At 71.8% G+C, this 16,248-nt stretch carries 17 protein-coding genes and 4 pseudogenes; 14 read left to right on the plus strand and 7 right to left on the minus strand.

The window, feature by feature from the left end; translation table 11 throughout:
• Positions 1-42: 42 nt before the first annotated feature.
• Positions 43-918 carry an SDR family oxidoreductase gene (locus tag GXP74_RS21805; protein ID WP_182452716.1) on the minus strand — a complete coding sequence of 292 codons (876 nt, stop codon included), beginning with the start codon at positions 916-918 and terminating at the stop codon, positions 43-45.
• A gap of 103 nt (positions 919-1,021) precedes the next feature.
• Between GXP74_RS21805 and GXP74_RS21810 the strand changes: the two genes are divergently transcribed.
• Positions 1,022-1,432, plus strand: coding sequence for a helix-turn-helix domain-containing protein (locus tag GXP74_RS21810; RefSeq protein WP_182452715.1), 411 nt, complete (start codon positions 1,022-1,024; stop codon positions 1,430-1,432).
• Positions 1,433-1,537: 105 nt separating this feature from the next.
• Here GXP74_RS21810 and GXP74_RS41885 read toward each other — a convergent pair whose 3' ends face one another.
• The gene (locus GXP74_RS41885; protein WP_182452714.1) at positions 1,538-2,425 is read right to left on the minus strand and encodes a patatin-like phospholipase family protein; all 888 of its coding nucleotides are present in this window, start codon (positions 2,423-2,425) and stop codon (positions 1,538-1,540) included.
• Between the two features lie 136 nt (positions 2,426-2,561).
• On the opposite strand from GXP74_RS41885, the gene GXP74_RS21820 reads away from it, so the two are divergent.
• A complete protein-coding gene (locus GXP74_RS21820) occupies positions 2,562-3,155 on the plus strand; it encodes a TetR/AcrR family transcriptional regulator (RefSeq protein ID WP_182452713.1) in 594 nt (197 codons plus the stop codon).
• Positions 3,156-3,209: 54 nt separating this feature from the next.
• Here GXP74_RS21820 and GXP74_RS21825 read toward each other — a convergent pair whose 3' ends face one another.
• Positions 3,210-3,971: a group II truncated hemoglobin gene (locus GXP74_RS21825; RefSeq protein WP_182452712.1), complete on the minus strand. Its 762-nt coding sequence runs from the start codon at positions 3,969-3,971 to the stop codon at positions 3,210-3,212.
• Positions 3,972-4,044: 73 nt separating this feature from the next.
• Here GXP74_RS21825 and GXP74_RS21830 point away from each other — a divergent pair, with 73 nt between their 5' ends.
• The gene (locus GXP74_RS21830) at positions 4,045-4,389 is read left to right on the plus strand and encodes a helix-turn-helix domain-containing protein (protein WP_182452711.1); all 345 of its coding nucleotides are present in this window, start codon (positions 4,045-4,047) and stop codon (positions 4,387-4,389) included.
• A 162-nt stretch (positions 4,390-4,551) separates the two neighbouring features.
• On the plus strand, positions 4,552-4,974 hold the full coding sequence (locus GXP74_RS21835; protein ID WP_182452710.1) for a hypothetical protein: 423 nt from the start codon (positions 4,552-4,554) through the stop codon (positions 4,972-4,974).
• Between the two features lie 117 nt (positions 4,975-5,091).
• Here the strand turns inward: GXP74_RS21835 and GXP74_RS21840 are convergent, their stop codons facing one another.
• Complete coding sequence (locus GXP74_RS21840) at positions 5,092-6,543, minus strand: cellulose binding domain-containing protein (RefSeq protein WP_182452946.1); 1,452 nt, start codon at positions 6,541-6,543, stop codon at positions 5,092-5,094.
• A 422-nt stretch (positions 6,544-6,965) separates the two neighbouring features.
• On the opposite strand from GXP74_RS21840, the gene GXP74_RS21845 reads away from it, so the two are divergent.
• From GXP74_RS21845 to GXP74_RS42260, 9 genes and pseudogenes are all read left to right on the plus strand, one after another.
• Positions 6,966-8,267, plus strand: coding sequence for an extracellular solute-binding protein (locus GXP74_RS21845; protein WP_182452947.1), 1,302 nt, complete (start codon positions 6,966-6,968; stop codon positions 8,265-8,267).
• Positions 8,268-8,269: 2 nt separating this feature from the next.
• A complete protein-coding gene (locus GXP74_RS21850; RefSeq protein ID WP_182452948.1) occupies positions 8,270-8,788 on the plus strand; it encodes a hypothetical protein in 519 nt (172 codons plus the stop codon).
• Positions 8,709-9,185, plus strand: a complete 477-nt coding sequence (locus tag GXP74_RS21855; RefSeq protein WP_225448093.1) for a carbohydrate ABC transporter permease — start codon at positions 8,709-8,711, stop codon at positions 9,183-9,185. Before GXP74_RS21850 ends, GXP74_RS21855 begins: the two co-directional genes overlap by 80 nt.
• Before the next feature lie 154 nt (positions 9,186-9,339).
• Positions 9,340-9,660, plus strand: a complete 321-nt coding sequence (locus GXP74_RS42250) for a hypothetical protein (protein ID WP_370468453.1) — start codon at positions 9,340-9,342, stop codon at positions 9,658-9,660.
• A gap of 88 nt (positions 9,661-9,748) precedes the next feature.
• The gene (locus GXP74_RS42255; RefSeq protein WP_370468454.1) at positions 9,749-10,246 is read left to right on the plus strand and encodes an ABC transporter permease subunit; all 498 of its coding nucleotides are present in this window, start codon (positions 9,749-9,751) and stop codon (positions 10,244-10,246) included.
• 288 nt (positions 10,247-10,534) lie between these two features.
• Positions 10,535-10,606, plus strand: a pseudogene (locus tag GXP74_RS41595) (hypothetical protein); the annotation flags it as partial.
• Between the two features lie 291 nt (positions 10,607-10,897).
• Positions 10,898-11,358, plus strand: a pseudogene (locus GXP74_RS41600) (family 20 glycosylhydrolase); the annotation flags it as partial.
• Between the two features lie 131 nt (positions 11,359-11,489).
• A complete protein-coding gene (locus GXP74_RS41605; RefSeq protein WP_255528255.1) occupies positions 11,490-11,990 on the plus strand; it encodes a family 20 glycosylhydrolase in 501 nt (166 codons plus the stop codon).
• On the plus strand, positions 11,987-13,057 hold the full coding sequence (locus GXP74_RS42260) for a GntR family transcriptional regulator (protein ID WP_225448094.1): 1,071 nt from the start codon (positions 11,987-11,989) through the stop codon (positions 13,055-13,057). The genes GXP74_RS41605 and GXP74_RS42260 overlap by 4 nt, the downstream gene beginning before the upstream one ends.
• Before the next feature lie 116 nt (positions 13,058-13,173).
• On the opposite strand, the pseudogene GXP74_RS21875 reads toward GXP74_RS42260, so the two are convergent.
• Together GXP74_RS21875 and GXP74_RS21880 are read right to left on the minus strand one after the other, a co-directional pair.
• Positions 13,174-13,584: pseudogene (locus tag GXP74_RS21875) on the minus strand (heme-binding protein).
• Between the two features lie 134 nt (positions 13,585-13,718).
• A pseudogene (locus GXP74_RS21880) lies at positions 13,719-14,926 on the minus strand (MFS transporter).
• 196 nt (positions 14,927-15,122) lie between these two features.
• Here GXP74_RS21880 and GXP74_RS21885 point away from each other — a divergent pair.
• Positions 15,123-15,605, plus strand: coding sequence for a MarR family winged helix-turn-helix transcriptional regulator (locus GXP74_RS21885; protein WP_182452950.1), 483 nt, complete (start codon positions 15,123-15,125; stop codon positions 15,603-15,605).
• A 113-nt stretch (positions 15,606-15,718) separates the two neighbouring features.
• Here the strand turns inward: GXP74_RS21885 and GXP74_RS21890 are convergent, their stop codons facing one another.
• Positions 15,719-16,051 carry a hypothetical protein gene (locus GXP74_RS21890; RefSeq protein WP_182452700.1) on the minus strand — a complete coding sequence of 111 codons (333 nt, stop codon included), beginning with the start codon at positions 16,049-16,051 and terminating at the stop codon, positions 15,719-15,721.
• Positions 16,052-16,248: the final 197 nt, after the last annotated feature.

Genomic DNA, 16,248 nt, shown 5'->3' on the forward strand with positions numbered 1-16,248 from the left:
CGCACCAGCCCCGGCCCGGGGCGGACCCCGGCCCGGGGCCGGTCAGGCGGTGCGCAGGGTGTCCAGGGCGGTGGCGATCGCCGCGGTCGCGCGGGTGGTGGGGCGGCCGATCAGTCGGGCCAGGTCACCGCTGTCGGTGAACAGCTCCCCGCGCCGCAGGCCCTGGTCGGCGTCGGCGAGGATACCGGCGACGGGCGCGGGCAGGCCGGCGGCGACCAGGGCCTGGGCGTGCCCGGCCTCGGGCAGGTCGGTGTAGCTGACCTGGGTGCCCGCCTGGGCGGTGATCTCGGCGGCGAGCTGCGTGAGGGTGAACGGCTCGTCGCCGCCCAGTTCGTAGGCCCGGCCCTGGTGCCCGTCCCCGGTCAGCACGGCCGCCGCCGCGGCGGCGTAGTCGGCGCGGGCGGCGGCGCTGACCCGGCCCTGGCCCGCGCCGCCGACCACCGTGCCGTGCTCCAGGAAGACCGCCAGCTGGGCGGTGTAGTTCTCCAGGTACCAGCTGTTGCGCAGGAAGGTGAACGGCACCCCGCTCGCGCGCAGCAGGGCCTCGGTGGCCCGGTGGTCCTGCGCCAGGCGCAGCGTCGCGGTGTCCGCGTTGACGATGCTGCTGTAGGCCACCAGCGCGGCGCCCGCCCGACCGGCCGCCTCGATCACGTTGCGGTGCTGCTCCACCCGGGCGGCGCCGGTGGCGCTGCTGGAGACCAGCAGCACCCGGTCCGCGCCCTGGAGCGCGGCGCGCAGCGAGGCCGGGTCGCCGTAGTCGGCGGCGCGCACCCGCACGCCGCGCTCGGCCAGGTCCTTCAGCAGCTCCGGGCGGCGGCCGGTGGCGACGATGTCGCCCGCGGGCACGCCCCGCTCCAGCAGGGCCTGGACGGTCAGGCGGCCCAGGTGGCCGGTGGCACCGGTGACGATCAGGGACATGGAGGGCTCCTCGGTTCGGTCTGTGTGACTCCACCGGGGTCAACCGGACCACGTCCTTGAGCGTTCCTGATCGCTGGTACGCACTATTTTGTAAGGTACTGGCATGAAGGAAAGTATCAAGGTGAGCGCGGTGGCGCTGGGAGACTTCGCGGGCGATGTCTTCGACCCGAACTGCCCCAGCCGGATCCTGCTGGACCATGTGACCAGCCGCTGGGGGGTACTGGTCCTGGTCGCGCTCTCGAACGGGACGATGCGCTGGGGAGAGGTGCGGCGCTGGGTGAAGGGCATCACCGAGAAGATGCTCGCCCACACCCTGCGCACCCTGGAGGCCGACGGGCTGGTACTGCGCGACGCCCACCCGGTGGTGCCGCCCCGCGTCGACTACAGCCTGACCGAACGCGGACAGGAACTGGTGGAACTCCTGCTGCCCCTGGTGGAATGGGCCACCGCCCACGCCGTACCCGCCACCCCGGCGCCCGCCAACCCGGTGCCCGCCGCCGTACCCGCCTCCTGAGACCGGCACCCGCCCGCACAGCGGACGCGCGCCGCGAGGCGCGCGCATGGTGCGGGTGGTGTGGGGGGCGGGTGGTGTGCGGGGGGCGGGTGGTGTGGGGGGTGGTCAGCGGTCGGCGTCGGCTCCGGTGCTCCAGGCGGCGCGGAGCCGCCCGCCCGGCTCCCCCGGGCCGCCACGGTCCTGGGCCAGGTCGCCTGCCTGGCCCAGGCCCGCCCGGTAGGCCGGTTCCCACGCCGCCAGGTCGTTCAGGTCCGGGCCGAAGGCGCGCACCGAGGCGGGGTCCGGGCCGATGCTCACCGCGGTGTCGGCCCCCGCCGCCGCCAGCTCCCGCTCAAGGGGCTCGCGCGGGAACAGGTGCGCCATCGGCTCGACCACGACCACGGTGCGGGCCCCGGCCGCAAGGTCCGCGTTGGTGCCCGAGCGCAGCGCGCCGTCCAGGTACCACCGCCCGTCGATGCCGACCGGCGGCACGGCCCCGGGGAAGGCGCCGCTGGCCGCCACCGCGTGCGCCAGCGGCACACCGCTGTCGCGGTCCCACACCACCGGCTCACCGGTGCCCGCGTCCACGGCGGTGATCAGCAGCCGCCGCCGGGGCCAGGCGTCGGTACCGATCAGGGCGGCGCGCGCGGCGATCACCGCCCGCTCGGCCCGGGGGTCCGCGCCCTCGAACGCGATCCGGCCGACGCGGCGCCTGGCCTCACCGGGCTCCAGGCCCCGCTCCCCCAGCACCGCGAACACGCGGCCCGCCGTGGCCCGGTCCGCCCGGGGCCGGTCCCGCGCGTCCGGGCCGCCCGCCGGGGCCGCCAGCCGGCCCGGGTCCTGACCGGTCGCGAGCACCGCCGCCACGATCGCGCCGGCCGAGGTGCCGACGATCAGGTCGGCCTCGCCCAGATCCACGCCGCCGCGGCGCAGCCCGCAGGCCAGGCCCGCCATCCAGGCCGTGCCGACCGGGCCGCCGGAACCCAGGACCAGTGCCCGCTCGAAGGTGCGCATCGTGTTCCCCCCTCACTTCTTGAAACAGTCGTACCATATACGTGCGGGCACGGTCCCGGCCCCGCTTTCCCGGTCACTGTCGCTGTCGCTGTCGCTGTCGCTGTCGCTGTCGCTGTCGCTTTCGAGGAGATCCGCCGTGGGGCGACCCGCAGACCCGGCCCGCCGCGGGCGCACCCTGGCCCGGGCCACCGACTACGTGCTGGCGCACGGCCTGGCCGGGCTGAGCCTGCGTCCGCTGGCCGCGGCCCTGGGCACCAGCCCCCGGATGCTGCTCTACGACTTCGGCAGCAAGGAGGAGTTGGTCGCCGCGGTGCTGGCCGAGGCCCGCCGCCGGGGCGCGGCGCGGCTGGCCGAGCACCGTGCGGCGCCGGGCGAGGGCGCGCGCGAGCGGCTGCGCGGCATCTGGGCGTGGATCAGCGCGGACGAACGCGCGCCGTTCGTCCGGTTGTTCTTCGAGGTGCACGCCGAGGGCCTGGTCCACCCCGAGACCTATCCCGGCCAGGGCGAGGCGGTCACGGACTGGTTCCAGACCCTCGGTGCCGCCTTCGGGTCCGTCAGCGCCGGGCCGGGTGACACGGTGACGCCCACGCTGGTCATGGCCGTCCTGCGGGGCCTGCTGTTCGACCTGACCGCCACCGGCGACCGCGACCGCGCCGACCGCGCGCTGGAGCGCTTCGCCGAACTGCTCCACCACGGCGCCCCGCCACACGCCCCCGAGCCCGGCGGCTGACCCCGGCGGCTGACCCCGGCGGCTGGTTCGCGGCGGCTGGGCGGGGGGTGCGGGTCAGCCCCGGTAGGGCGGGGTGATGCCCCAGTCCCAGCGCGGCATCGGCGCCTGGGCGGGCGGGGGCGGCTGGGGGCCGGAGTAGACCAGGGCCATCCGGGTGCCCCACTCCAGGTAGTACGCGAAGACCGCGCGGAACTCGGGGTCGCCGGGCAGGCCGACCTCGTCGGCGGTGTCCGCCAGCAGCGAGACCCAGCGGCGGCGCTGGCGCTCGCTCAGCGCCAGGCCCAGGTGCCGGGAGGCCATGTGCCGGTGGCCGCCGTGCTCGGCGCTGTAGCGGGCCGGGCCGCCGAAGACCTCGCCGAGCCAGGCCGCGACGTGCTCGGCGTGCCGCGGGTCCTTTCCGGCGAAGACCGGCGCCAGGAGCTCGTCCTGCTCGACGTGCTCGTAGAAGCGGCGGAACAGCAGGTCGAACGCCGGCGCCCCGCCGGCCCACTCGTACAGCGTCGGTGTCGATCCGCCCCGGCCCGCGACCGCGGTCACCTCGTAGTGGCGCATCTCGCGGACGGCTTCGAGGTAGGGCTCGACCTCGGCGAGGAAGGCGGCGAAGTGCTCGCCCTTGCGGAACCCCTCCAGGTGGTCCTTGGTGGAGGTCCAGCCGATACGCAGGATGTAGGCGTCCGGGTCCTCGGTGCAGCGGGCGAGTTCGAAGTCCACGCACTGCTCGGCCCGCCCGAGCGCCCCGGCGGCCCGCTGGTACGCCTCCTGGAACGCCGTGTGCCGGGGTTCGGCGATCCGGTAGCGGATGTACTCGACAATCATGGAAGGACTCAAGCGCAGCCTCGCGCTCCCGGCAAGGACTGACCCAGTGGTAAGCACCCGGAACAGGACAACGATGCTCACGGATGATCAGATCTTCCGCTGTCCGGTCGAGTTGACGCTGGAGGTGATCGGCGGCAAGTGGGCCACGATCGTGCTGGCGCACCTCAAGGAGGGCGTGCACCGCTACGGCGCGCTGCGGCGCAAGATGCCCGACGTCAGCGAGAAGGTCCTGGTCCAGCGGCTCCGCGCGCTGGAGGCCACGGGGCTGATCGCGAGGCGGTCCGACCAGGGGACGCCGCCGCGCGTGGAGTACCGGCTGACCCAGGAGGGGCTCAGCCTGGTCCCGGTACTGGAGGCGCTCTACACCTGGGGCGAGCAGCGCGCGGCCCGCACCGGCGCCCGCATCGAACCGATGTGACCGCCCCGGGCCGCGCGAACCGCACCAGAGCGCACCAGAGCGGCCCGAGCCAGGCGCGGCGGGGCGGGGCGCGGTCGGTGATCCGGTGCTCGCCGGCGATCCGGCGACGGCTGGAAACCGCTGTACGGGGAACCGGAACGGCGCCGCCGCGTCGAAGTGGGCATGGGCACACCACGCGTTGCCGCCGCGCTCCTGGCCGTCCTGGTCGGCTGCGCCGCACCGGCCGGGTGCTCGGCGCCCGCCGGTACCGCCCCGGGCCCCGGGCGGTACCGGCGGGTGCCGGTACCCGGCGGCGCCGTCTACTACCGCGCCCGGGACCGCACCCTGCACGTCCTTTCCTGCGGCGCCGAGTTCCGGCTGGACCAGTCGGCGCACCAGGTCACCCTGGCGGCCGCCGCCTACGCCTTCGCTCCCGGCGCGGCCTCGTGCCGGGCCTACGACTTCACCCTGGCGCTGCGCGCCCCGCTGGGCGGCCGCCGCGTGGTCGACGCGACCACCGGCGCCCGGCTGCCGGTCAGGGACTGGGCCCAGTTCCCCGCCGACGCCCCGCAGACACCCGCCCCCACGCTGCCCGCGGGCGGCTGAACCCCCGCCCGCGCCCGGGCGAACCGGGCGCGGGCGCGGGCGGACCGGGCCCGGGGCGGACCGGGCGCGGGGCCCGTCCCACCCAGGGGTCCGCTCAGGGGTCCGGTCAGGGGCGCGTCAGGAGTTGGGGACGGTGTCGGTGAAGTGGGTACCGGCGCTGTAGTAGCCGTTGACCGCCGTGGAGACCTGGCCCGGGCTCAGCGCGCCGGAGTTGTTGAAGTAGACCCAGTTGACCTTCTCGTCCCAGGTCCGTGAACCGCTGGCGCCGGCCAGGTCGATGAACCACTCGTTGAAGTCGATGGTCATCGGCTCGCGCGGGTAGTAGATCCCGGTGGTGCTGAAGTACTGCTGGCCGTCGACGTAGTAGGTCACCGTGCCGTTCTCCACGGTCATCTCCAGCGTGTGCCAGCCCTGGAGGCTGCTGATCACGTTGTGGGTCTGCCGGTTCATCGCGTCCGCGCTGTACCAGGTGGTGGTGTACAGCGTCGGCCCGGGCGCGCCCCAGCCGCCGTTGGGCAGGTACTCGTTGTCCATCTCGCTGTACAGGGAGTTGTCCGGCGAGATGGTGTAGAAGGTCTCGTTGACGTGGTCGCCGTTTTGGCCGGTGGTGGGCGCGTCGTTGAAGTAGACCCGGGCCGCGTAGGTGCCCTGGAAGAACTTCTCACTGGTGGTGTCGATCTCGGCCTGGGTGGTGGTGGTCCCGTCGGTGGTGGCCTCCAGCCGCATCACCTTTCCGCCCTGGGCGGTCGGGTCGCTGGGGAAGCTGATCGCGTTCTGGGACCAGGTGTTGGCGATGCCCGGGCCGCCGGAGCCGGTGCGGATGGTCCAGTCGTGGGCGCTCAGGTCGGGGTCGTTGGGACCGGTGTAGTCGAAGTCGTCGAACAGGGTGCCGCCGGAGGGCGGGGCACCGGTCGAGGTGGCGGTCGGCGTCGGGGTGGGGGTCGGCGAGGCGCCACCGGACCCGGACCCGGTCGGGGTGGGGGTGGGGGTGGCGCCGGACGGTTCGGTGCCCCACACCAGCGCGCCGTTGACGTAGGCGGTGACCGTCTGCGAGGGGGTGTAGCCGGTGTCGGCGGCGTTGAACGAGTAGTCGTTCGCCTGGTTCACGTTCTGCCAGTCGCTGCGGTACAGCCGCAGTTCCAGGTCACCGCTGCTGGCACCCGCCGCCAGGCTCCCGGCCGACGCGTCGAAGCTGATCTGCAGGTAGTGGTCGGCCGTCGCGGTCGGATCGGCCATCGCGACCACCGTGCCGGTCAGGTTCGAGCAGCCGGGCACCGCCCAGGCGCAGGCGAAGGTGTAGGGCACGGTGGTGTCGGCGCTGAAGTAGTAGCGCAGGGTGACCTGGCTGAGCGCGACGGCGCTGGAGGTGTTGTTGACGACCTCCAGCCAGGGATCGACCTCGTCGGCACTGGCGGCGGTGCTGCTGGTCTTGTACAGCACCGACAGCGCGGGGCTGTCCGCGTGCGCGGTGCGCACGGTGGGGTAGAGCGCGACTGCCGTGCAGACCAGCGACGCGGCGGCGATCAGTGCGCGGCGGGTGCCGCGCGGACGGGTGCGGACGTGCTCCATGAGGACTCCTGTGGGGGGAGACGGGGGGCTACGGCACCACAGAACACCCAACCTAGTGACCACTGGTCATGTCGTGTGTGCCGTTTGACGTACAAGGTGATTGCCAGAACTCCCCATGTCAAGGCCGGATTCATGATCTCCATCGGCCACCGGGCGGACATTTCGCCCCCTGCGCAGGTGGGGGCGGGCAATCCCGATACGTGCATTGACATGACCAGAGGTCAGGTGAGAGCGTCTGCCTCCAACAGCGGCCGCGGCGTCGGCCGGCCGCTTACGCGTACCCCTCACCTCCCCAGCCCCGCCCCCGAATCCCTCGCCCCGCCCCGCGGACCCCGCCCCGCGGACCCGGTTCCGCGGATCCCGTTCCGCGGACCCGGTTCCGCGGACTTCATGCCTTGACCAAGGCCTCCTGGAGGATTGCCATGCGCACCAGATCCCTCGCCGTGTGTGTCACCGCCGCGGCGGCACTGTCGTTGGCCGGCTGCGGCAGCGGCGGGCCCGCCCACGGCACGACCGCGGGCGGGCCCGCCAAGGCCGCGACGCTGACGGTGTGGCTGATGGACGGCGACCTGAGCGCCCAGGCCACCGCCGCGATCAACGCCGCGTTCGAGAAGGCCACCGGCGCCAAGGCCGACGTCCAGATCCAGCAGTGGGCGAACATCAACACCAAGATCAGCACCGCGCTGGCGCAGAACGACCCGCCGGACGTCATCGAGATCGGCAACACCGACGTCCCGCTGTTCGCCGCCACCGGCGCGCTCAGCGACATCACCGCCGACCAGGCCTCCCTGTCCGCCGGGCAGAGCTGGCTGCCGGGCCTGCTGGGACCGGCCACCGTGGAGGGCAAGGTCTACGCCGCGCCGCTGTTCGCCGGCAACCGCGCGGTGATCTACAACAAGGCCCTGTGGGCCCGGGCCGGGATCACCACCGCCCCCACCAGCTTCACCCAGCTCACCGCCGACCTGGACGCGATCAGGGCCAAGAACCCCCAGCCCGGGTTCTCCGCCTTCAACTTCCCCGGCCAGTACTGGTACGGCGCACTGCAGTTCGTCTGGGACGCGGGCGGCCAACTGGCCACCGAGAGCAACGGCAGGTGGACCGGCGCGCTGGACTCCCCCGCCGCCCAGCAGGGACTGCGGGCCTGGAAGAGCTTCCAGAACAGCTACTCCGCCCCCGCCTCGCGCAACGTGGACACCAAGTCCCCGGACCAGGCCGCGATGTTCGCCTCCGGCAAGACCGCCACCATCTTGGACACCAGCATCAACACCGTCCTGAAGGACAACCCCGCCCTCAAGGGCCAGATCGGGACGTTCCCGTTCCCCAGCGCCACCACCCCCGGCCGCAACCAGCCGGTCTTCCTGGGCGGCTCCGACCTGGCGATCGCCGCCAAGAGCGCCAACCAGGCCCTGGCCCTGGCCTACCTCAAAGCCGCCACCAGCACGGCCGTGCAGACCAGCGCCATCGTCGGCATCGACGGCTGGACCCCGGTCTCCACCCAGCTGATCGACTCCACCCAGGCCGGCCTGCCACCCACCTCGGCCGCGTTCTTCCAGGCGGCCAAGAGCAGCGTGGCCACCCCGGCCACCCCCGGCTGGGCCACCATCGAAAGCGACGCGTCGATCAACACCTTCTTCGCCGACATCGCCACCGGCCGCACCAGCGTCGCGCAGGCCGCCGCGAGCTTCGACGCCCACCTCGACCAGGCCCTCAACGCCTCCCAGTGACCATGACCACCTCCACCGCCCCGCGCCCCGGACGCGCCGCCGACCCCCGCCCGCCGGCCGGCGCCCGGCCCCCGCGCCGCCGCCGCCCCGGCACCGCACTGCCGTACCTGCTGCTGGCGCCCGCCGCCGCCGTACTGGCCCTGGTCCTGGGCTACCCCCTGGTCCGCCTGGTACTGATCTCCTTCCAGGACTACGGGCTGCGCGCGCTGTTCACCGGCGTCGTGCCCTGGACCGGCTGGTCCAACTACCGCGCCGTCTGTCCGACCCGCACCTGGTCCCGGTCCTGCTGCGCACCGCCGGGTTCTGCGCCGCCCTGGTCACCGGAACCCTGTGACCGGCATGCTGGTCGCGCTGATGCTCGCGCCCTGGGCCGGCGCATGCGCACCGCGGTCACCTTGTGCCTGATCGCCGCCTGGGCGGTACCCACGTCGCCTCCACCTGGTGTGGCAGTGGCTGTTCCAACCCGTCTACGGCGTCGTCAACTGGCTGCTGACACCAGACCGCGCTGTTCGGCGACCTGACCCAGCGCGACTGGACCACCTCGCCCGCCTCGGCCTTCACCCTGGTGTGGCTGCTGGTGGTATGGCAGTCGGTACGTTCGTGGCACTGACCCTGCACGCCGGCCTGTCACAGATCCCGCGCACCTACTACGAGGCCGCCGCCCTGGACGGCGCGGGCCCGCTGACCGTGTTCCGGGTGATCACCGTGCCGTTCCTGCGCCCGATCCTGGGACTGGTCGCGATCTTGTCGGTGATCTGGGACTTCAACGTCTTCAACCAGATCTGGATCCTCACCCAAGGCGGCCCCAACAGGGCACCACCACCCTGGGCATCTGGTCCTTCACCACCCTTCAGCAGCAACTCCCTGGGACAGGGCGCCGCCATCGCGGTCGTCTCGGTCCTGCTGCTGCTCGCCTGACCGCCCTGTACGTGCCGACTGGCACGGTCGGGAGAAGACCTGTGAACACCACCCCCCGCCCCCGCCCCATCCGCGCCGGCCCCGCGCCCGGCGGCGGCTGCTGAACAGCGCCGCCGTCCTGTTCTGCCTCCTGTGGGCGTTCCCCGTGTACTGGATGGTCGACACCGCGTTCAAGCCCTACCGGGACATCCTCAGCACCACCCCCCGCTTCTGGCCGTTCCCGTTCACCCTGGCCAACTTCACCGACGCGGTCCGCAAACCCGGCTTCGCCACCGACCTGGCCAACAGCGCGGTAGTGACCGGCGCGGTGGTCGCGGCCTCGGTCGTCCTGGCGTTCCTCGCGGCCGTCGCCCTGACCCGGTTCCGGTTCCGGGGCAGACACGGCTTCCTGATCGCGGTCCTGGTCGTGCAGATGGTCCCGCAACCCGCCCTGCTGATCCCCGTCTTCCTCAGCTCAAGAGCACCGACCTGCTGAACAACCTCCTCGGCCTGGTACTGACCTACCTCGCCATGGTGCTGCCGTTCACCATCTGGACCCTGCGCGGGTTCTGCACGGCATCCCGGTGGAACTGGAGGAAGCCGCGATGCTCGACGGCGCCGGCCGCCTCACGATCATCCGCACCATACTGCTGCCCCTGGTCATGCCCGGCCTGATCGCCACCAGCGTGTTCGCGTTCATCACCGCCTGGAACGACTACCTGTTCGCCTACGTGCTGATGAAAGACCAGAGCCACTACACCCTGCCGGTATGGCTGGTCTCCTTCAGCACCAGCACCGGCACCGACTACGGCGGCCTGATCGCCGCCTCCACCCTGTTCGCCCTGCCCCGTCGTGGTCTTCTTCATGCTCATCCAACGCCGCCTGGTCGCCGGCATGACCGCCGGCGCCGTCAAAGACTGACCACCCACCCCCACCCCCGTCCCGCGCCCCGCCCCGTCCCGCCCGTTCCGTCCCGCGCCCCGCCCCGTCCCGCCCGTCCCGTCCCGCGCCCCGCCCGTCCCGCCCGTCCCGTCCCGCGTCCCGTTCCGTTCCGCCGCAGCGCACCGAAAGGCAACCGATGATCGTCCCGCGTCCCACCGAACTCACCCCGCACCCCGGGAGGTTCGTCATCGGCCCCCAGCTCCACCTGGACGCCGGACCCGGGACCGAGCAAGCCGCCGAACTGCTCGCCGGATACCTCGGCCGCGGACGGACCCGCAGCGCCACCGGCCCGCGGATCGAACTGTCCCTGTCCCCACCCACCCCCACCACCACCGCATCAACCAGAACCACCGGAACCAACGGAGCAAACGGAACCACCGGAACGAACGGAACGAACGGGTCGAACGGGTCGAACGGGGGCGAGCGGGGTGATCGGGTCGACCGCCGCGCAGGGCTACCTGCTGCGGATCCGCCCCGACCTGGTCACCTTGTCCGCGCCCGCCACCGCCGGCCTCCTCAACGGCGTCCAGACACTGCGGCAACTACTGCCGCCGGCCGCCCTGGACCCGGCCGGCGCCCGCCCGACCACTGGTGGTGGCCCTGCCTGGACATCCGCGACCAGCCCCGCCTGGCCTGGCGCGGCGCACTGCTGGACGTCGCCCGGCACTTCCTGCCCCTGGAGTTCCTGTACCGCTTCGTCGACGAACTGGCCCTGCACAAACTCAACGTCTTCCAACTGCACCTGAACGACGACCAGGGCTGGGCGGATCGAGATCGACGGCCTGCCGCGACTGACCGAAGTCGGCGCCTGGCGCACCGAGTCCGCCCTGGGCCCAGGCCCCACGGTACCCGGCAACGGCACCCCCACGGCGGCTACTTACACCCAGGCCGAACTACGCGGCCTGGTCTCCTACGCCCGCGGCCGCGGCGTCAGCATCGTCCCGGAGATCACCATGCCCGGACACGCCCGCGCCGTCCTGGCCGCCTACCCCCACCTGGGCAACCACCCGACCGCGCACTGCCGTATGGACCAACTGGGGCATCAGCGAGACATCTTGGCCGTCAGCGACCAGGCCCTGGACTTCTGCCGCCAGGTACTGGCCCAGACCATGGACGTCTTCCCCTCCGCTACCTGCACATCGGCGGCGACGAATGCCCCACCGTCCAGTGGCAGCACGACCCCCTGGCCCGCGAACGGACCCGGCAACTGGGCCTGGCCGCCCCCGCCGAACTGCACGGCTGGTTCCTACGGCAGATGCAGCAGTACGTGACCCACCACGGACGCCGGGCCATCGCCTGGGACGAGAAGGGCTACGCCGCGAACACCCCCCACCCGGACTCGCCCTGACCGCCTGGCGCGACCAGGCACACGGAGCACAAGCCATCGCCCGCGGCCACCAAGTCGTGATCGCACCCCACCTGTCCACCTACTTCGACTACCCCCAGAGCAACGACCCCACCGAACCCCAAGGACAACCCGGACACACCGTCACCCTCGCCGACGTCTACGCCTTCGACCCCCTGGCCGGATACTACCCACCGCCGACCCCGCCGCCCCCCACCCCACCCCCGGCGTCCTGGGCACCAAGCACAACTGTGGACCGAGTACGCCCCCACCCCCGAACACGTCACCTACCTCACTACCCACGACTGTGCGCACTGGCCGAAGTCGCCTGGACCAGCGGCCCACGCGACCTCACCCAGTTCCAGACCCGACTGGCCCACCACAACCAACGCCTCAACGCCCTGGGCCTGACCCCCCGCCGCCCACCCCCGCGCCCACCGCGCCCACCCTGGGACGATGAACAGGTGACCAGCAGCGACAAGACCCCACCCGGGCCACCACCAAACGAGACCTCGTACGCGCACACCTCCTCGAAGTGATCGAGAAATCAGGCCCCGGCACCAGCCTGGCCCCCGAACGCGACCTCGCCGCCCGCCTCAAAGTCTCCCGCCCCACCATCCGCGCCGCCGTCGAAGAACTGACCCGCAGCGGCCTCCTGGTACGCCAACACGGCCGCGGCACCTTCACCAGCCCCCACAAAGTCACCCAGGAGATGTCCGGCACCACCACCAACGCCCTCGCCGTCCCCCCGCCGAAGGCGACTGGACCAGCCGCGTCGTCCAATTCACCACCGCCCCCGCAGGCCCCCACCGCGCCACCCGACTCGGCCTGGCCACCACCGCCCCCGTCTACGAATCGTCCGAGTCCGCAACGTCGACGACGAACCCATCGCCATCGAACGACTCGAACTACCCGCCGACCTCGTCCCGGCCTGACCCCCCAAGACATGGAAAGCGGCAACTTCTACCAACTCCTACGCGAGCGCCACCACATCATCGTCATGGACGCCATCCAAACCCTGGAACCCTCCGTCACCAACCCCCAACAAGCCGACCTCATGGACGTCCCCGTCTACTCCCCCATCCTCCAAGTCGAACGCACCACCCGAGACACCACCGCCGCACCGTCGAATACGCCCAATCCGTCTACCGCGGCGACCGCTACCGCATCACCTCCAAACTCCGCTTCGACGCCTCCTCCGGCTAACCACCCCACCACCACCAGACCCACACCACACAACCAAAACAAGAACACCAGCACACACCACAAGACCGGCACCAGTACAGCGGCAAACCACAGCAGAGCCCCCCGCACACAGCAGAGGAACCCGCGACCCCAACAGCCGACACCCCACGAAAACCCCGCACCAGTGAACCACCACCCAGCACCCGGCACCCGGCACCCGGCACCCGGCACCCACCGTGCCAGGCACGCGAACCGGACCGACCCACCACCGCGCCACCACCGGCACACCACCAAGGCCGACAGCACCACCGTCGAACCCGGCCACACCCGACCACTGGAACAGGACACACCAGCCCGCACCGCCATCCCCACCGAGGCCAGACCGCACAGGGCAACGCGTTCCCCCGCCCGTGCGCACTGACAGCCCACACCACCCCTACACCCCCAACGCCCCCTGACCCCAGGGCCCCGGGGCGCCAGGGCGCCGGGGGTCAGGGGGGTCAGAGGTCCCGGGGGGTTCCTCGGGTGCCGCGGGGGTCAGCCGCGGGTGCCCAGGGCGGCCGTCGCGAAGGCGTGGTCCTGCCCGGGGCGCCACCACCCACACCCAGCGCACCGACCAAGCGGCCCTCACGGCGGATCGGAACACCCCCGCGATGAACAGCAGCGGCGGTCCAACCCGGTCGGCAGGGTATGGAACACACCACCGGGCTGTACCGCCTCGACCAGGTCAGCGGTCGCGCAATCCAACTGAAGAGCGGTATAGGCCTTACGGGTACTGGTCTCCCCCGAGATCAACACCGCCCGCTCATCACGGCGAAAAGCAAGCAGATGCCCACCGGCATCCACGACAGTGACACTGACCGCGACCCCAGCAGCGTCCGCAGCCATACGAGCAGCCACGATCAACTGCTCCGCATCAGCGGCAGTAAGGGCGACATGGACGTTCATAACAGCAACTCCCGTGCAGTAGACAGCCGATCAACCCGTGACAGCGGATCGTCAGCGATAAGCGATAAGTAACCGATAGACAGCGGTACATGGCCGGTGGTGGGTGGCCGGTGGCCGGTGGCCGGTGGTGGTGGTCAGTGGTGGGTGGGGGTGCGCGGAGCGGGGGCGGCGACAGCGGGTGGGGTGCTGGTCCGGGCAGGAGCGCGGCGCTCCAGGGCGGCCGACCACACGGCCACACCCAGGGCCGCCACCGCCATGACCGCACCGACCCAGTTCGGCGCGGTGTAACCGAGACCGGCGCTGATCACCACACCGCCCAGCCACGCCGAGAGCGCGTTGCCGAGGTTGAACGCACCGATGTTGACAGCCGACGCCAGCGTCGGCGCGCCATGAGCCTGATCCAGGACCCGCTTTTGCAACGGCGGAACGGTAGCGAAGCCCAACGCCCCCACCAGCACGATCGTGACCGCCGCCGCGACCTTGTCATGAGCGGTGACAGTGAACAACGCCAGCACCACAGCCAACCCACCGAGCGCGACACAGAGCATCGGCATCAGCGCACGGTCGGCATACCGACCACCCACAAGGTTGCCCAGGAACATACCGACACCGAACAGCACCAGCAGCCAGGTCACCGCCCCCTGCCCGTACCCGGCGACGTGGACCATCATCGGCGAGATATAGGTGATCGCGGCGAACACACCACCGAACCCGAGCACCGTCATCACCATCGCCAACACCACCTGCGGATTACCCAACGCGGCCACCTCCCCACGCAGATCCACACCCTCAGGGCGGGGCAGCACCGGCACCCACCGGGCGATACCCAAAAGCCCCACCACACCGAACACCGCGACCATCACGAAAGTGGCACGCCAACCCGCGACCTGCCCGATGAAAGTACCCAACGGCACCCCCACGATGTTGGCGACCGTCAACCCGGTGAACACCGTCGCGATCGCCCCCGCCCTCCTGCCCGGAGCCACCAACCCGGCCGCGACCACCGAACCGATACCGAAGAACGCACCATGAGCCAACGAGGCCACCACACGGCCGACAAGCATCCACCCGAAACCCGGCGCGAACGCCGACAACAGGTTACCGACCGTGAACAACCCCATCAACACCATCAACATCCGCTTGCGGCCGACCCTGGCACCCACCACAGCCATCAACGGCGCCCCGACCACCACCCCAGCGCATAGCCACTGACCAGCAGACCCGCGGTAGGAATCGCGACCCCATAACCCCCCGCGATCTGCGGCAGCAGACCCATCACCACGAACTCAGTGGTACCGATCCCGAAAGCCCCGACAGCCAGAGCAAACAACGCCAGCGGCATGACACAACCCTCCAAACAATTGCCCCCGCGCCTTACAACCCACCACAATAGTTGCAACCGCCGCATACTTGCAAACGCAACGATTGCAGGCGCTGTATGTTTGGAGGCAGACACAGCCGGCGCCGCACCATGAAGGACACCACCGAGGGACACCGCGACCAGTGTCGCGACAGGCGCCGCGGGAGAGGATGGAGCCATGACCGTCACCGACACGGCCGCCACCGGGCCCGCCCACGGCTGGAACGCCCTGGCACTGCTGCACGGCCGCATCGAGACCCATATCGAACACGCCCTGCAACAGCACCACGACCTCAGCGCGCGCGAATACTCCCTCCTGGACGTCCTCAGCCGCCAGCACAGCGGCGAAGGCGGCCACCTGCGAATGCACCAGGTCGCCGACGCCGTCATACTCAGCCAAAGCGCGACCACCCGCCTGGTCACCCGCCTGGAAGACCGCGCCCTACTCACCCGCTACCTGTGCGCGACCGACCGCCGCGGCATCTACACCGACGTCACCCCCACCGGACTGACCCTCCTCACCCAAGCCCGCCCCACCCACGACACCGCCCTACGCCAAGCCCTCGACAACGCCGCAACCGACCCCCGACTCGCCCCCTGGTCGACACCCTCGAAACCCTCACCCCACCCCCCACCCACTAACCCCCCACCCACCCGCTGACCGCCCGCTGACCGCCCACCGCCCACCGCCCGGCGGAGGCGCAGGCACAGGCACAGGCGGAGGCGGAGGCGGAGGCGGAGGCGCGTGCCGCGCAACAGCGGCACGGCGTTGATTCAGGGGCAGGAGCTGGGTGACGTCACCGCGTCACCACCGGCCACGGTGGCGACCAGGGGTAGGCCACCGGCCACGGTGGCGGCCAGGGGTAGGCCACCGGCCACGGTGGCGGCCAGGGGTAGGCCACCGGCCACGGTGGCGGCCAGGGCAAGGGCCAGGGGTAGGGGTAGGGGTAGGCCACCGGCCACGGTGGCGACCAGGGCCAGGGGTAGGCCGTGGGCGTCGACGACGCGGTACGTGCCGCCGGTCCACCGGGCAGGGCCGGTCGCGTCACCGCCCCCCGGGGCCCGCGGGCGCGGTCCGTCGACCCAGGCGCGGGACAGGCCGAGCACGCCGCCAGACCACGGCCCGGCGAGCAGGAGCCCATCGTGCCTACAGGTCCCGCCACCCGCCCGCCCCGCTCCATCCCGCGGCCGCGCCGGCAGGCCGTACCCGCACCGAAACCGAGCCCCCACGACACGAACCCCCACCGGATCCCGCTCCACCGCACGAAACCCAACCCACCCGGGACTGCCCGCCGATCGAGCCA

The sequence above is a fragment of the Streptacidiphilus sp. P02-A3a genome (assembly GCF_014084105.1).
Classification (GTDB): Bacteria; Actinomycetota; Actinomycetes; order Streptomycetales; family Streptomycetaceae; genus Streptacidiphilus.

Bases quoted from the DNA above. Each gene is read 5' to 3' on its own strand.
- GXP74_RS21805 (WP_182452716.1), bottom strand. From the start codon at position 918: ATGTCCCTGATCGTCACCGGTGCCACCGGCCACCTGGGCCGCCTGACC.
- GXP74_RS21810 (WP_182452715.1), top strand. From the start codon at position 1,022: ATGAAGGAAAGTATCAAGGTGAGCGCGGTGGCGCTGGGAGACTTCGCG.
- GXP74_RS41885 (WP_182452714.1), bottom strand. From the start codon at position 2,425: ATGCGCACCTTCGAGCGGGCACTGGTCCTGGGTTCCGGCGGCCCGGTC.
- GXP74_RS21825 (WP_182452712.1), bottom strand. From the start codon at position 3,971: ATGATTGTCGAGTACATCCGCTACCGGATCGCCGAACCCCGGCACACG.
- GXP74_RS21830 (WP_182452711.1), top strand. From the start codon at position 4,045: ATGCTCACGGATGATCAGATCTTCCGCTGTCCGGTCGAGTTGACGCTG.
- GXP74_RS21835 (WP_182452710.1), top strand. From the start codon at position 4,552: ATGGGCACACCACGCGTTGCCGCCGCGCTCCTGGCCGTCCTGGTCGGC.
- GXP74_RS21840 (WP_182452946.1), bottom strand. From the start codon at position 6,543: ATGGAGCACGTCCGCACCCGTCCGCGCGGCACCCGCCGCGCACTGATC.
- GXP74_RS21845 (WP_182452947.1), top strand. From the start codon at position 6,966: ATGCGCACCAGATCCCTCGCCGTGTGTGTCACCGCCGCGGCGGCACTG.
- GXP74_RS21850 (WP_182452948.1), top strand. From the start codon at position 8,270: ATGACCACCTCCACCGCCCCGCGCCCCGGACGCGCCGCCGACCCCCGC.
- GXP74_RS42250 (WP_370468453.1), top strand. From the start codon at position 9,340: ATGGTCGACACCGCGTTCAAGCCCTACCGGGACATCCTCAGCACCACC.
- GXP74_RS21885 (WP_182452950.1), top strand. From the start codon at position 15,123: ATGACCGTCACCGACACGGCCGCCACCGGGCCCGCCCACGGCTGGAAC.